At 51.1% G+C, this 15174-nt stretch carries 19 protein-coding genes and 1 pseudogene; 6 read left to right on the top strand and 14 right to left on the bottom strand.

Translation table 11 applies throughout. The annotated features are described in order from the left end of the window. Positions 1–72: 72 nt before the first annotated feature. On the top strand, positions 73–396 hold the full coding sequence (locus AC0TOY_RS01020; RefSeq protein ID WP_052977998.1) for a hypothetical protein: 324 nt from the start codon (positions 73–75) through the stop codon (positions 394–396). Positions 397–557: 161 nt separating this feature from the next. On the opposite strand, the gene AC0TOY_RS01025 is transcribed toward AC0TOY_RS01020, so the two are convergent. The 4 genes from AC0TOY_RS01025 to AC0TOY_RS01040 form a co-directional block, all read right to left on the bottom strand. Next, positions 558–1391, bottom strand: a complete 834-nt coding sequence (locus AC0TOY_RS01025) for a DUF932 domain-containing protein (RefSeq protein WP_196106712.1) — start codon at positions 1389–1391, stop codon at positions 558–560. Positions 1392–1821: 430 nt separating this feature from the next. After that, positions 1822–2391 (bottom strand): DUF5983 family protein, encoded by a 570-nt coding sequence (locus AC0TOY_RS01030; protein WP_196106713.1) that lies wholly within the window; start codon positions 2389–2391, stop codon positions 1822–1824. 55 nt (positions 2392–2446) lie between these two features. Beyond that, positions 2447–2689 (bottom strand): hypothetical protein, encoded by a 243-nt coding sequence (locus tag AC0TOY_RS01035; protein ID WP_004131756.1) that lies wholly within the window; start codon positions 2687–2689, stop codon positions 2447–2449. Between the two features lie 84 nt (positions 2690–2773). Further along, entirely contained in the window at positions 2774–3196 is a 423-nt protein-coding gene (locus AC0TOY_RS01040) for a hypothetical protein (protein ID WP_023321894.1), read from the bottom strand. Positions 3197–4081: 885 nt separating this feature from the next. Here AC0TOY_RS01040 and AC0TOY_RS01045 point away from each other — a divergent pair. Then, positions 4082–4291 carry an XRE family transcriptional regulator gene (locus AC0TOY_RS01045; protein ID WP_240783255.1) on the top strand — a complete coding sequence of 70 codons (210 nt, stop codon included), beginning with the start codon at positions 4082–4084 and terminating at the stop codon, positions 4289–4291. Between the two features lie 57 nt (positions 4292–4348). Here AC0TOY_RS01045 and AC0TOY_RS01050 read toward each other — a convergent pair whose 3' ends face one another. From AC0TOY_RS01050 to AC0TOY_RS01095, 10 genes and pseudogenes are all read right to left on the bottom strand, one after another. Continuing rightward, complete coding sequence (locus AC0TOY_RS01050) at positions 4349–4645, bottom strand: hypothetical protein (protein ID WP_196106714.1); 297 nt, start codon at positions 4643–4645, stop codon at positions 4349–4351. A 136-nt stretch (positions 4646–4781) separates the two neighbouring features. Beyond that, positions 4782–4970, bottom strand: a pseudogene (locus AC0TOY_RS01055) (hypothetical protein); the annotation flags it as partial. A 43-nt stretch (positions 4971–5013) separates the two neighbouring features. Further along, positions 5014–5514, bottom strand: a complete 501-nt coding sequence (locus tag AC0TOY_RS01060) for an antirestriction protein (RefSeq protein ID WP_023321890.1) — start codon at positions 5512–5514, stop codon at positions 5014–5016. Between the two features lie 491 nt (positions 5515–6005). Continuing rightward, positions 6006–6164 carry a type I toxin-antitoxin system Hok family toxin gene (locus AC0TOY_RS01065; RefSeq protein ID WP_032727168.1) on the bottom strand — a complete coding sequence of 53 codons (159 nt, stop codon included), beginning with the start codon at positions 6162–6164 and terminating at the stop codon, positions 6006–6008. Between the two features lie 307 nt (positions 6165–6471). Beyond that, complete coding sequence (locus AC0TOY_RS01070) at positions 6472–7239, bottom strand: hypothetical protein (protein WP_196106715.1); 768 nt, start codon at positions 7237–7239, stop codon at positions 6472–6474. Then, entirely contained in the window at positions 7236–7520 is a 285-nt protein-coding gene (locus AC0TOY_RS01075; RefSeq protein ID WP_052977991.1) for a hypothetical protein, read from the bottom strand. Before AC0TOY_RS01075 ends, AC0TOY_RS01070 begins: the two co-directional genes overlap by 4 nt. Before the next feature lie 362 nt (positions 7521–7882). After that, a complete protein-coding gene (locus AC0TOY_RS01080) occupies positions 7883–8650 on the bottom strand; it encodes an N-6 DNA methylase (protein WP_023321982.1) in 768 nt (255 codons plus the stop codon). A gap of 273 nt (positions 8651–8923) precedes the next feature. Beyond that, positions 8924–9265 (bottom strand): hypothetical protein, encoded by a 342-nt coding sequence (locus AC0TOY_RS01085; RefSeq protein WP_196106716.1) that lies wholly within the window; start codon positions 9263–9265, stop codon positions 8924–8926. Then, positions 9258–9653, bottom strand: a complete 396-nt coding sequence (locus AC0TOY_RS01090) for a plasmid partitioning/stability family protein (protein ID WP_118284100.1) — start codon at positions 9651–9653, stop codon at positions 9258–9260. Before AC0TOY_RS01090 ends, AC0TOY_RS01085 begins: the two co-directional genes overlap by 8 nt. Before the next feature lie 5 nt (positions 9654–9658). Beyond that, a complete protein-coding gene (locus tag AC0TOY_RS01095; protein ID WP_043135399.1) occupies positions 9659–10615 on the bottom strand; it encodes a plasmid segregation protein ParM in 957 nt (318 codons plus the stop codon). 346 nt (positions 10616–10961) lie between these two features. Here AC0TOY_RS01095 and umuD point away from each other — a divergent pair, with 346 nt between their 5' ends. The 4 genes from umuD to AC0TOY_RS01115 all read left to right on the top strand — a co-directional run bounded on the left by umuD (position 10962) and on the right by AC0TOY_RS01115 (position 15108). Beyond that, a complete protein-coding gene (gene umuD / locus AC0TOY_RS01100) occupies positions 10962–11351 on the top strand; it encodes a translesion error-prone DNA polymerase V autoproteolytic subunit (protein WP_113228135.1) in 390 nt (129 codons plus the stop codon). Beyond that, positions 11351–12622, top strand: a complete 1272-nt coding sequence (locus AC0TOY_RS01105; protein ID WP_196106717.1) for a Y-family DNA polymerase — start codon at positions 11351–11353, stop codon at positions 12620–12622. The genes umuD and AC0TOY_RS01105 overlap by 1 nt, the downstream gene beginning before the upstream one ends. A 408-nt stretch (positions 12623–13030) precedes the next feature. Then, positions 13031–13906, top strand: a complete 876-nt coding sequence (locus tag AC0TOY_RS01110; RefSeq protein WP_063434130.1) for a RepB family plasmid replication initiator protein — start codon at positions 13031–13033, stop codon at positions 13904–13906. Positions 13907–14454: 548 nt separating this feature from the next. Next, positions 14455–15108, top strand: a complete 654-nt coding sequence (locus AC0TOY_RS01115; protein WP_023321975.1) for an AAA family ATPase — start codon at positions 14455–14457, stop codon at positions 15106–15108. Positions 15109–15174 lie beyond the last annotated feature (66 nt).

A 15174-nucleotide genomic window follows, 5' to 3' on the forward strand; every position in this document is an offset into this window, starting at 1 on the left:
GTTTGCCACTCTGACAGGCGAAAAGGTATACTTCTGTCTGAATAATTTCGTTGTGTAGGAAGGAAACATTGAATGTCTGATAAAAAATGGTATAGCGAAGAAGATATTGTACTGGCTAAAGATGCGCTTAGTGAGCTCCCGGATCTTTCAAAGAAACGCCTTACTAAAACTGACGTTCTTGAGCAGCTGCGTGACCAGATTATCGAGCTGTCAGAGAAAAAAGGTTATAGCATCGAGGATATACGGGATGCGCTTTCTACGGCTGGTATCCCAACCAGCGTGAAAGCAATTCGGGAAATACTGAATAGCAAAAAGAAACCCACAAACCGTGCAAGCAAATCCAGAAAAAATTCTCAGTCTGAAAGTACGCAAGATTCAATGAACAAAACTGCCTGACCTAACCAGGGGAGCCCCTGGGGGCGGACGGGTGAAAGGTAAACGCTACGAATGTGGCGATTACCTTTCGGCGGGCGGGGGTGATCAGTTTGTTCAGGTTCAACACCTGAACAAACTGAAAGGGAAAAAAAAGGCGGGGAATTATCCCCACCTGATTAAGATTAGGCTTTAAGCTCCTTCATTTTTTCGGCCATTTCCCACAGCGCGCGGTTCAGCTTTACGTCACCGTCAATTCCATTAACGGGGCGGGTACGCTGGAATTTTCCTTTTGCGGTTTTCCCCCATACGCCGCCTTTCGTCATGTTCTCCTGAACGCGCTGATAAGTTGTCCAGAGGTCATCACTTTTGTCTTCATTACGGCGCGCCTGAAGAATATCATCAGGCACTAGCGGGATATGTTTCCCGACACCTTTATCATCATATTTCCAGTTAAGTGCGATTTCAGCAAAGATACGCTGCTCATCCTTACTCAGGCTGATTTCCTTCATCTCACTGCGTGATTCTTTCACACCGTCGAAAATTTCAAGAACCTCATACGCCCCCTCGATCACCTGCCCGACAACGTCACCTTTGTGCGGTACGCGAATCTCTCCAAAGGTTTTTCCGCAAACCATTCCGTTCATGCAAACGAAGCGGAACATGCCAGGGATCATTTGATAGCTGCTGCTACCATCGTGGCTGTTGAGGAGAATAATTTCTGGCACCTCTTCACCTGCAATTTCTCCCTCACGACGCAGGCGCAACATATGTTTGGTATGTTCGCGCTTGCCGATATCACGCGTTCTCGTCTGACAGGCAAAGAAAGGCTGAAAACCTTCTTTCCTCAGATTGTCCAGCAAAGTGATGGTTGGGATGTACGTATAACGCTCACTGCGTGATTCATGTTTTTCCTCTGAAAATACGCTTGGTACGAAGCGCATAAGTTCATCATTGGTCAATGCACGCTCTTTACGGATAACGTTCGCGGTACGGAAAGATGAAGATAAACGGGCCATGATGATTCTCCTCTGGATTTAAAAGTAACTTTCTTCTGGCGTGAACTTTTTGATGGTGATTCACCATCGCGGAGCGCCGTTGCCGTGATGAAATGACCGGTCCGGACCATAAGTGGCTAATACAAGGGGGCAACCGGAGGCCGCAGCGCAAGCGAACGACCAGAGGGAGAGAGTGCGAACGGGTGAGGATTGCAGGCTTCAGCCTTTCCCCTTGTATTCGTCACGGGCCGGGCCAGTGTCTTTCACGGCAAAGGTGATTCGTGATGAGTCCGTGAACTAAAAAGAGAAACGCCAGAAAGAAGTGGCGGGCTATGCCCGTTTCCTTTCAGGAGCCGTCTTGCGGCGACTGTGGGGGCGGCGCAGGCAAAGCCTGCTGCAAGCCCCTGCGCCGATGGTTGGAGGTATGCCCGGCATGTAGCCGGGCAGAGAGTTACCAGTCAAAGGTTGGTGCACCTTCTATTTCATCACCTACAGATGAGAAATGAATCATGCTTATGTCGGCCTGATTTCTGGCTCGGGCTATTAATGCCCGTGTCGTTCTGGAAATTCCGAGACGCCTCAGCCTGATAAGCGGATCATAGACGGCATCAAGGCGTAATAAATACCCCACTCCTGAATTTAAGATCCAGCCGCTATCCTCATCTCGTGAACTCAAATTCCCTAACAATGTGTTGTCAGCTTCCGTGATATGGGATGTGCTGCATTCCAGTACAGGACGTAACATCATTCGGGGTAGCTCCACTCGCTCCCCCCAGTTCAGCGAATCGGTAACGTCGTTCCATGCCCAATCCTCAACATCAGGAACGGGCAGCGCCAGAAGACGGAACGGCACCCCCATACTTCTGGCAAGGATTTCGCCTAAGCCGATTACCGAATCGTCACGCTCCCCCAGATCACTACAGGCAATAAACTCACCATCAAGATAGACAGCTTCATCACCGTTATCGAGCTGAATAGCGGTTACACCACGGGGTGCATTCTGGAGATAATATTTTGGCATTTCTGAATTCTCGGATATGTGGTTTAAAAGCCGCCCCGTTGCGGGGCGGCGTCTGTCATGCGCTTACACGGGTTTGTTCCGTTGAGGTGAGGAAGTGCCCCAGCTCTGCGCAACTCATAGCCGGAATACGAACGGGTTTATGGCGGCGTTCTGCGCGTACCACAATTTTCCCTAGTGCCTGAATACGGCGTGCGATCACGTCAGCAGGAATGATCTCGGCGGGCTTACGCTTGTGAGGACGCTTGTTTTTGTTATTTACAATGTAATCACGGCATGCAATGATAAAGCGGTCTTTCATGATGTATCTCCATCTGAGACAGTTAGTTATCCGGTCTGCTCCAACAGACCGGGGTGAATGAGCAGAGCTTTTAGCTCTGCTTTTTTATTTCTGCTTTGCGTACACCTCCTGCTCTATTCGTTGAATAATTTCGCTATGTTTCATGCTCACACGGTCACGAAAACGGAAGTAGCGGCCACGGTAATAGGCGTAAATATCGGTCACGTCCTCCGCGTGCATCTCAGCTAGTTTGAATGACTGGTCGTCTCCTTTTCCGTACCAGTCGATAGGCGGCATCACCTCAAGCTGGTCGTTAAAAATTTCCGCAGTGATTTCTTCAACTGGTTTACGCGCGGCTTCACGGATCATTTCAATTGCTTCATTACGGGAAACCAGTACGTACTGTTCGCCCTGCATGTTCAGAACATCCAGCGGCTGTTTACCGTAGCGAGTCACGAATTGCTTACCGTCGTGAATGGCGTCCTCAAAAAACAACTGCCCTTTCGGGTAAAAAACCATATCGTCCATAACTTTCTCCTCGTTGGTTGCCTCCGGCTCCCTTCTGGCGTTTCCCTTTTATTTCCGTTTTCGGAAGCGGGGAGCCTGGGGCCGTGACTTCAGACCGCCCCGGCCGTCCGGGCCAGAAACAAGGGCGATGCAGGAAGCCGCAGCGCAAGCGAGCGACCAAAGGGAGTGAGTGCGAACGGGTGAGTGCAGCGGGCTTTAGCCTTACCTTGTTTATGGACCAGGACGGGGCAGCGTCTGTCACGGCCACAGGAGCACCGCGATGTGAGGTAAAAGGGAGACGCCAGATGAGCCGGGCTTTAGTCCGGCTTCCTTTGCGGCCGCAACGCGGCCAGTGAAGCGGCTGCTGCCGTGAGGCAGCTGCAAGCGTGGTTTTCAGGCATCGCTTGCTATCCGTAAGGACGGAGACGCGTGCGGCTCCGCGGAGCGCGGTGGACACTCTGGCCACCACGCGGAGTGCAGGCGACGACCCGGCTACGACGGGGAGCCGAAGGTGCCCAGAGTTTCGCCCTTGGCCCTGGTTTTCTGTCTTTGAGATCATCTACCAGCGACTAACGCCGTTCCGGCACAGATCCTGGTAAAACTGGATCAGAACCTGACGTGGAACTTGGTCCGGAAATCACTCGCTCAGCTGGCCCGGTTAAAGCAGCGGCAGCAAAAGTCGATGTTTGTTCATTCTTTGCTCACTCTCGGCTCGGAATACCATTTCATGACAAGTAACTTGTTGAACTTTCCAGCCAAAAATTTTCGTAGCTTGTGATATTGGTTGCAGAAAACCCTTTTTATAACTCTGCATCAACGTTAAAATAAGTGCAATTTCTGCACTTTTTCGAGATAATTATGAACGGCTTTGAGTTGCGCCTCTGGCGAAGAGGAATGATGTGGAGCATGGATCGTGCAGCTGAAGAGCTGGGTGTGAGCTTGCGAACCTACAAGGATTATGAAAATTCGCCGAACATAAAGCGCAGTGTCGCCCTGGCTACCGTGACATTATCGCTCCGGGAACAAATGAGCCATCACGCCCGGAACCAGACAAGCGGAGAAGATCTGCGCTTTATGATCAGCGCAATGATTGCTGATACCTTGCGCAGCAGCTGAAGGTGGGCACTGAATCCCCGGCGCTCGATGCGCTGGGGATTCAGCAGGGCAGCAGATTCAGGCGTCACGCTCATCATCATGATGCATCGCAGCAACCGGCAACAATCCCGAAAAATCAATGCTCATACGGTCGCACAGGTGCATCAGGTTCGCCAGCAGATCCACCATGATGGTTTCGACAGGCTCCCCATCGCGGGCCTGTCCCGTTCTCCTCGCGAAGATACATAACACTTCCGCAGCCAGTGCTGATCGTTCAGCATTATTCATCTCTGCGCCCTCTACCGGCTCAGCCTCTATTATCAGCGAGACCAGCTCAGGAATTGACGCAGCTGTTTGTGCTTCTTCGTTATTCATTGGTGACTCCGGCAATCATCGCTTTAAGGTGCTGTTCCTGCTGTGTAACGTTCATTTCGCCATTCATCAGTACCTGGGCAAACCAACTTTTTCCCTTTAACAGAACATATTGGTTCGCATCACCCTGCGCCCGGATTTGTAGCGTCTGATTTTCCTCCGCGGCATGAATGAGCGCCAGCGCCGCCTCAATGCAGGGCAGTAACATAGCGGAATCCGTACCTTCTTCCGGGTTGTCGAAAATCAGGTCGGTTTCACAGTTGATATTGTCCTCAAGCCAGCGGGCAAGTATTTCAAGGCCTTCCGATACTGCTAATTTTTTTGTCATAATGATTTCCTTTCATGCCCGGCCAGCTGGCCGGGCTTTTTTATCAGTCGATTGCACGGAAAATCTGGCTGCTTTCCGGATGTTTGATGATGCTGACATAGTCCTTAAGCGCATCCTGACGATCGACAAGCCCCTGACACGTCATTGCATACTCTTCACCCATTTCGAATAACTTGCATGAGAGGAAATTGAGCACAAAAAGCGTTGCGATGATCCCCACAGCATCCGCAGAAACTTCCTCGTCAAAATAGTTACCGGGGATGGTCAGGCGATATGTGCCATCGGGCGGCGTGATATACCCGGTAGGGCGGGTCGTGGCAATTTCCGTCCATCCTCCGATCTGGCCAGTAATGCCACGGGGAACCTCAAAGTATCGCCACTTGCCACCGTCATAATTACTGTGTCGTTGCAGGAAGTTAGCAGCCATCTGATCGCCAAGCGGGGAGGCAAACAGACGGGGGATGAAATTCAGGCGCTGGCGCGGGTGTGTAATTTCAATGCTTGTAACCTGTTCAGTCTGGGCAGTAGTGGTTGATGCGTTCATTTTTATCTCCTTCGGCTTCTTTCTGGCGTCCCCTTTTTCCGGTTCCGGAAGGCGGGGAGCACGTTGCTGTGACACATGACCGCCCCGGCCGCCCGGGCCAGAAACAAGGGCGATGCAGGAAGCCGCAGCGCAAGCGAGCGACCAAAGGGAGTGAGTGCGAACGGGTGAGTGCAGCGGGCTTTAGCCTTACCTTGTTTATGGACCAGGACGGGGCAGCGTCAGTCACAGCAAAAGTGAACACCGCTGAATGCAGAGGAAGGAGATGCCGGGAGAAGCCGGTTCACCGGCTTTCCTCAGCGGCCGCCACCGGCGGCCAGTGAAAGCGGCGCTGCCGGCACGGCAGCTGCGAGCGCTGGGCTCAAAATCGGAGGTCAGGAAAAGTAAAAGGGACTGCCCGATTGCTCAGACAGTCCCTTCAAAAAGGCGCTTCAGGTGCAGAACGCAACACTATCAGCCTGAAAAGCGGGGGGTTCCCCCCCCGCTCCAGGTTCCTACTTACCAGATTCGTAAGCCAGAGTTGCAGCAACCTCCCTGTTTCCATCCTTTAGCCGGAGCTCGCACAGGCGGGACCGGGTCAGGAGCGTGAATATCAGCAGTGTGAGACACACTATCAGTACACACCAGATTACAGGTTGTTGCGGCAATTTCATGGCTTGCTTCTCCTTGCACTAGGCACGGTAAGAGGCTATCCTGATGGTGTCGAATCATGCAGGGGCCTCGGTTAATGAAAATTAACTGGGGCTTTTGTCTTTCTGCCACACGACACCCAAACCACTGAAACATCATGAGGCAAAAAGCCTCAAGCGCCACGGTCATTATACCGCCATTAGTACCATTCTGACCAGGAATAACCGTTGAAAACCACGGTAATTCAGCGACCTGCATACTCCAGTTTATTCGGCACATAAAGCCTTTCCTGCGCCCGGATCACTTCGGGGGTTCCCGGGTGGCTGCATTTTAAAATTTACGCTTGCCAAAACTTGCGGTGATTTCTCGTTCATTCGCGATATGTTTGCGTGCTTTCTGCATCAGTTCTGCTACATGTTCGCGGTTCAGCCAGTGTCTGACAGGTGTGTCCGGGCGGACTACGCAGACCTGCGGTAAACGGTGCTCACATACACGCAGCATGCCGAACTGGCGCCATACAACAAGGCCTATCGTCATTACCTCCGCTCCGTAAACGAGGATCTCAGTAAGCCATGCCTGCAGTAGTTGCTCTCCGGGATACATCGATGCCGGTATGTCGTACCAGGCTTCTGCTGCGACAATGAAATGCCGTGTTTCGCGTTCAAAAATATGGGCGCCGTCGTAGCGCGCGCCTGTCTGTTGCAGGATAGTTTCGGCATCACGCCTGAATGTGTCGCCCATAACCCACAGCTCGTCCTGCAGCGCTAATGTCAGATAGTCCTGGCAAATCTTCTCCGGTTCAGGAATGCCAGCCACTTTTACGTCTACAGAAATCTCGATGTAACCGATCTGCACGTAAACCTCAGCCGTAATGTCGTTTTCACGGCAAAGCGCCTGCAGGGACTTCACAGCGCCCTTAGCAAGCCGCCCACGTTCTGCCAGGTGTGGTACCAGCTCGATCAGAACAGCCGCGCTTACAGTACCTTTCAGCGTTATTTGCTTGCCGCATTCCGGGATATCCATACCGAGCGCCGGCCAGTTGTTTTTTGCCAGGATCTGGCGGCCCCGGGCCGCCGTCAGAAGGGAATAAAGATTCACAGGATCACCTCTCCGTCCCGGACGCCGGCAGCAAAGGCGGAAGCATCTTCAGGGCAGTTAAAGTCGTAACGCAGTCCCTTTGGATGGCTCCCGGAAAATACATCCACATAGAAACAACCCTCACGGCCGAAGAGACCCGCCCAGTCAGGATCGCCTTTCACCCCCTGATAGGTGGTGACAATGTCAAAATGCGAAAGCGCTGCGGCAAACTCAGGGGAAGAAACCAGCAGTCTGTTAGTGAGCGACTGCAGCAGGTTGGTAATAATCTGACGATCGGTCATTATTTTCTCCTTCTGGACGAATAAATTTTTTCTTCTGGCGTCCTCCTTTTAGGAGGCTGGTCGTTGTCTCCCGCCATGAGCGACGGACAGCAACGTGCCTCCAGGCAAAAGTCATGCCCCGGATGCAAAGCCGCAGCGCAAGCGATCGACCATAGGGAGAACGCGCGAACGGGTGCAGCAGACGGCGGCTTGACTTATGCCGGCACGGTGCAACCGTCTTAGCGATGGCAGGAGATAACGAGTGCAGAGAAAGAGGACACAGAACGTTTTTTATCCGGAACAGGCCCGCTTCAGCGGGCATCCTTTACGGCCAGACCGACAGTCTGGCCAGATTAAGACCGGGGCCGGCGCCCCGGTCCTTCTTAGTCCCCGAGCAACGCTCGCATGTTGTTTAAGGTTGACCAGAGTTCAAGCCGATCACGCCAGCCGCCCAGATACCACAAGGGAGTCCGGTAAGTTCTCTGCGTTTTAAGGGTCAGCGTATTCGCAATGCTTACTTCCGCCGGGATACCCAGGTAGGAGAGCTGCAGATAGCACATGTGCACCGCGACGGGGGAAATATCGTTGCAGCTGACAAATAGTTGTTTCTGAGGATTAAGGCCTTTTTCAAACATTGCTTCAGCAAAGGCGATGACCATGCTGCCGGCGCCAACCGCTGGCTCATGAAACGTTATGAACGGCGCACTATCCAGCTGGCCGAACAGTTCATCCGTCGTCAGGCGTGCCATCAGGCTGGATAAGTAGTACGGGGTAAAAAACTGGCCCATTTCCGCCGAAGCTATCTCGAGTTCGGAGAAGATCTGCCCCAGAAAGTCCCCAGGCTGGCAATCCAGAGCTGCCGCCATACACCCCAGCAATCGGGACATGTTAAGGAGATCATCTTTTTTATAGCGGCGCGCCAGGTTCAGGTATTCATCTTCCAGAGCCTCAGATCGCAGAAACACGTTCTGTACGGCCAGGGCGCCCATTTCCGCGAAATCGCGGAATACTTCATAACGGTTGTGATACCGCGCAGTGTCCCGGAAGAGGGTTATAAACTCACGGCGATAATGCTCATAGCCGCTTTTACCGGCGTGCTTTGGATGATGGGAGATATTGTGCGCAGGCAGGTTAAGTGTCAGTTGGCTCATTCTGGCGTTCCTTTTTAGCCGGCGGTCTGCGTTGTGCTTCCGCCATACCGCACACGACGCAACGTGCCTTAAGGAAAAAATCACGCTCCGGCGCAAGGCCGCAGCGCAAATGACTGACCAGAGGGAAGGAATGCGAACGGGCGCCGCGGTCGGTGGCTTGAATTTTTCCGGCACGATGCGACGATTAAGCGGTGTGGGGGTAGCAACTCAGAGACAGCTGGTTAAACAGGAAGACGGGTTTAGGCGGCTTATTACGCCGCCAGTGATGGAGACTTAACGGAGATCGTGATCCTTGTCGAGCAGTCCAAGGCGAACCATATAGGCAAGAACAGATTCCGGGCGTCGCTGATACTCCCTTGCAAACTCTTCAACATCGAGCATGCCCGCCTCGGCCAGGGCGATCAGGCGTTGTTTCTCCTCCTCGTCCCATTTCACGCCGTGGCGCGGATACTGCTGCTTATAGCCTGCGCCAGGCGAAGAACGACGCGTAAGCTCCTCACGCAGCTGACCCAGGGTCATGTTTTCCAGGCCATCGACCACATTCAGGGATTCGAGCTCACGAGCCGCTTTGAGGAACTGGCGGACAAGCTTTCCGTGTTCCCGCAGATCAGACATTGTTTCCCGTCCCGCCGAACATGCTCCGGGCATTATTTCGGGTTTCGTCATCAGGCGATACCGAATCGCTCATCTGCTCTTGAGACTGAGGGGCCGCGATTACTGCCTCTCGCGCCCTGCCCTGCAGCAGAGCCTCGGTTTCGCGTGGGTAAACGGCTTTAAGCAGCTGCAGCAGGTCATCAAATGACGTATCGCGGTTAAGCAGCTCGCTGAAGAGGAACGGCAGCCGTTCATCCTGCTTGCCAAATGCAAAGCCGGTAAGCAGCGCGGCGCGCCATAAACGCCCCCTGTCCCCCTGAGGCGTTTCGTCCGTTTTCTGGCAGACAAAGCGGTCCGCTTCGTTAGTTTCAGGATTCAGGTAAAACGTAATTTTGCGTCGCGTATCCATGGTTTTTATCCAATAAGGTACATACCGTTAACGAGGTCGAACTGAGACGTACTGGTTTTGTAGAAACGTTCTTCCCTGACTGCACAGTGTTTTTTTACTGCCTCTGCAATGAGTTCGGCGCCACCGCCAATGACCATTACATGCGAGTATCCCTCAAAGCGACTGACAGCTTCAATAACCCTGTTAACAAGCCGGCTGTGAGCCGATGTCATTGCTTCACAAACAAGATCGATGCGTGAGGTATCGTTAATGCGTGACGCCAGGTAGGCCGCATCATTACGGTGAATGATGATATCGTCGGCCAGATAGCTGCTTCCCTTCGTGCGAGCCAGCGAAAGTGCGTCTCTTACGGCACCGGTCATCAGAGAGACGCCCAGCGTGGAATCACCGTAAATACGCGATATTCCGCGCATTTTCCCCATCACCTGAGAAATATCGAGCGTCGTTCCGCCCAGGTCAACGATCAGCAGTGAATCAAGCTCATTGAGGTTTTTAACGACTTCGAAACCAGCCGGGATGGATTCTGGCATCACGTCAACATGACGAACGGAGAAGGTTTTCCCGCCATTGAGTTCGACCGGCCGCAGCAGGTTTGTTTTCTTACGTTGAATGTTTGCTTCGTTGGGCTGATTGTTCTTGTCGTAATACTCCGCCAGCGGCAGTGTGACAACGATATCCACTTCACACGGCTCAATGCCGCTGTTGAGAAGCGCATGATGAACAGCAACAACGTTCACATCGCTGTATTGCCACGCAACGTTAGTCGTCACAACCGCTTCTGGGCTGATCGGGTCGAAAGAATACTGCTCCCCGTTCAGTTGATAGTTGAACGCCTGCTGAGAACCGAACGCCACCGCCCATTCACGTTTGAAGCTGTTAGGGCTGATTGACTGCCTGACCTGTCCGGCTTCGTTCCACTGCAGTTTGATATTGGTAGAGCCGTCATCAATGAAAATTTTCATACCTTTCACCTTGGAATAGTTTGGATTGAAACGAGCACAAACAAAAACAACCTAGAGAACTATTTGAGAACAATATGAGAATTATACAAATCTCGGACACAATAACAACCCTGAATGAGAAATAATTGAGAACTATTTGAGAACTAAAAGAGAAGGAGATAGGGATTGAAGCTATTCATACGCCAGCTATTTGTGCCTAAAAATCAGCCGGTTGAAATAAAGGGACCGGGAATAGCTTGCTTAAAACTGGGTTCATAAAAATAATACTGTATATATAAACAGTAATAAGGAGGGGTATAAAATGGTCAATATCAGCTTTATCGCACCGGCAGACTCACCAGATAAAATGCAGCTGCCGTTATTCGCCGATCTGGCCTCATGTGGTTTCCCTTCACCTGCAGCTGACTATGTCGAGTCCGATCTGGATCTCCATGATTACTGCATACGGCATCCAAGCGCGACTTACTACCTTCGCGCAAGTGGAGACAGCATGGCCGACGGCAGCCTGTACAATGGCGATCTGCTGGTTGTGGACAGTGCCGAGAAGCCCCGGCATGGCGATATTGTGGTGGCCAGCGTGCAGGGAGAATTTACGGTTAAACGGTTGCTGCTGACGCCACGACTGACGCTGCAGCCCATGAACGCGGCCTGGTCGCCAATTTATCCCGACCCGGACGATCTGGATATCTTTGGCGTCGTCACGCACATCATTCACCGTCCCAGGGAGATGTACTGATGTTTGCCCTGGCCGATGTGAACAGCTTTTATGCCAGCTGTGAACGTGTTTTCCGCCCGGATTTGAAAGGAAAGCCGGTTGTGGTGCTCAGTAATAACGATGGCTGCGTAATCGCAAGAAGTGCCGAGGCAAAGCCCTGGATCAAAATGGGCACGCCGTGGTTTCAGATGAAAAACGAGAGATACCCGGAAAAAATATACGCGTTCTCAAGCAACTATGAACTTTATGCATCGATGTCGGCGCGCGTGATGAACTGCCTGGAGGAGCTGGCCCCCAGGGTGGAACAGTATTCGATTGACGAGATGTTCCTCGATCTGACCGGTGTGGAGCATTGCATGGACCTGGAGGACTTCGGCCGGCAGCTGCGCCGGCACGTGTATGACTGTACCCGTCTTACCATTGGCGTGGGCGCCGGACCGACGAAAACACTCGCAAAATCAGCCCAGTGGGCCTCAAAGGAGTGGAAACAGTTTCGTGGTGTGCTCGCCCTGACCCGGGGGAATCCACAGCGAACGCGGAAGCTGCTTTCACTGCAGCCGGTCGAAGAGATCTGGGGCGTGGGAAACCGTATTGCACGCAAGCTCAATGTTCTGGGCATCAAAACCGCGCTCGATCTGGCCCTGACGAACCCGGCCTTTATCCGCAAAAATTTCTCCGTCGTTCTCGAGCGAACAATGCGCGAACTGAACGGGGAAAGCTGCATGTCGCTTGAAGAAGCCCCGCCAGTGAAACAGCAGATCGTCTGCAGCCGTAGCTTCGGCGAGAAGGTCACTGAATACGATTCGCTGCGGCAGGCTGTCTGTCAGTACGCAGAGCGGGCCTCAGAAAAACTGCGTAAAGAGCGGCAGTATTGCCGGCATATTTCCGTTTTCATTAAAACGTCCCCTTTTGCCGTTAAAGAGCCTTACTACGGCAACGTGGCCACGGAGAAACTGCTTACCCCCACTCAGGACACCCGGGACATTATTGCGGCCGCCACAACGGCTCTGGAGCGTATCTGGAAGGACGGGCACCGGTATGCCAAAGCCGGTGTGATGCTGAACGACTTCACCGGCTCCGGCGTTTCGCAGCTGCAGCTGTTCGACGAACGTCCGCCACGTCCTCACAGCGCTGAGCTGATGAAGGTTCTTGATGGAATTAATCATTCCGGTCTGGGACAGGTCTGGTTTGCCGGGCGAGGGATAGCGCCTGCATGGCAAATGAAACGCGATATGCTCTCCCCTGCGTACACCACCCGCTGGAAAGATATCCCCATAGCGAGGATCAGTTAAATTTCGCCTTTCAGAGAGCCAGTAGTGCTCGCCGCAGCGAACGACAGGGCGCAGCCCGCGAGTGAGCGAGGAAGCACCAGGGAGCCTGAAGCCTTTTAAAGCACCTTACGCTCTTAAGTTGTATAGATTCTATAATGAGTTATCCACATATCCTTTGAGTAGATCCAATAACTTATCCTAAGTTACCCGAATAGATCCAAACTGATCCCTTTTGCTGCAAAGCCTTTGTCTACGGGCTTCTTAGCGTTTTCTGGTGTGTCGTAGTGGGAGAAAGGTGTTTCGAAGCGGGAAAAAGGTGTGTCAAAACGGGGAAAGGGTGGGTAGAATCGGGAAAAATGGTGTGTCGAAACGGGAACGAATAAATAATTCAGGCACATATCGATCATATACTGGAATGGATATAACTATATGAATGAAAATGTTTTTATCGGAGAGGTTATAGGTCCAGATTGTGAAAGTGTTAACAATAAGCTCACAGTAACTAGTAAGGCAACAGTTCAGCCTGTAGCCCTGATGAGATTAAATGTTTTTGTTCCCTCAAGCAGACCTGCAAAAGGAGCCAGAACATCAATCGATGCGACCTCTGTTCTCAAGGATTTGGAATTCTCAAGGCGAGAGGGCTACGACGATATTCGTATTACCGGCGAACGGTTGAGTATGGCCATCGACTTCAAGGTATGGGTAGGTATCATTGAAGCTTTTAGTAAGTACGGTTTAAAAACGAACAGCATTAAACTTACTTTTCATGAGTTTGCAGGAATGTGTCGCTTTGAGTCTAAGAGATTCGATTCCCGTCTTAGGAAAAGTATTTCAGAAGCTTTAACCAGGATACGTGGCAAGACCATTACCTTTAACCGCAGCGGGTCAGAGGGCCTTCAAAAAGTTTCCGTGACAGGTTTGCTTAAGACTGGTGAATTGGATTTTGCAAACGACCAAGTGGAACTTGAAGCTGATCAGCGTCTATGGGAACTCTACCAGACTGATTACACTGTATTGCTTCGACATAAGCCTATAAACGCTTTAACTCGCAAGGAAGCTGCTCAGGCCCTGTATACTTTCATCGAAAGCCTGCCTACGAACCCAGTCCCTATATCTTTCAAACGAATACGTGACAGGCTCTCACTGCTCTCTCCAGTAAAGGAACAGAACCGTATCATTAAACTGGCCCTTAAGCAGTTACAGGATATTGGGTATCTTGACCACAGCATCACAAAAAAAGGTAAAGAGACTTTCGTTCTGATACACAGTCGCTCCGCAAATCTGAAACCAGGATCAGCTGTATAAGGTGTGTCAATACGGGAAAGCGACTCTATTAGGGTGTGTTGAAACGGGAGGCCTTATATCAAACATCTTGATAGGTGTGTTGTAGCGGGAATCCTCCTCTTAAACGTCTTAATAGGTGTGTTGTAACGGGAGGATTACTCGTTAAGTGCTTTTTTCACTGCCGTACATTCCCACTTCAACACACCTTTTGGATACAAGTGAGAAGCTATCCCGCTTCAACACACCTTTATCCCAAATTGCCTCACCCTGCCCCACTTCGACACACCGAATCTGCAAAGACTTCCCACTACGATCCACTTTTTGCTTCCCGGGGCCATTTCTTTCGTTAAGCGCGGCTGAGGTATAGCCCATACTTCAGTACATGCTGTACAAGTAATGCATAAAATCATGTTTACCATCACATAGCAATCATTGTGATATGGTTTTAATATTAAAATACAATCATAAAGGTATCATCATACTGTTAATTTCACTCATCCAAGACTTGACTTAGATGAGATATACTTACTACTATGTTGATAGTTTTTTAATATTAAAAAGAGATGAAAATGATACTAACGATTGCCAATACGAAAGGAGGAGTAGGTAAATCTACTCTCGCGGTTAACATCGCAGTTGCAAGAGCTCGGCAAGGCAGAAAAGTATGGTTAGTTGATGGTGATAAACAAGGGTCTTCTCAAACAGCTATCCTGGTTCGTTCAGAAGACGGGGTTGAACCAGGTATTGCTTGCTCGCATTACCCAGAAGGCCCGGTGTTAAGGAGCCAGGTTCTCCAACAGAAAGATAACTTTGACGATATCATCATCGAATGTGGAGGCCGTGATTCCACTGCAATGAGAGCTGCTCTGACAATCACAGACGTCCTTTTAGTTCCTTCAGCGCCTGGAAGTTTCGAAGCCTGGGCCATGGATGCCAACGCCGATCTAATCAAAGAAGCGCGAAGTATCAGAGATGGCTTGGTCTGTTATTCGCTTTTGAACAAAGCAGATACTCAAGCCAGATCCTCCGACAACAGAGATATGCTGGAAATGATGGAAGAGTACAAAGAGGACATCCCAATCCTAGACAAAATCATCTATCAAAGAAAAGTTTACGCCAATGCTGCGGGCAGTGGGAGAACCGTAAGTGAGCTGAAATTACGTTCGCATGAAAAGATTGCAGTGCAAGAGTTAGATGCTCTCATATCAATGCTATTTAAATAGTCAAATGCAATCAAAATGATATTAAAATAATGTTTAGGTGATATGAAATGGCAATCCAAAAAAAAC

Source organism: Enterobacter sp. PL_is379, assembly GCF_055817355.1.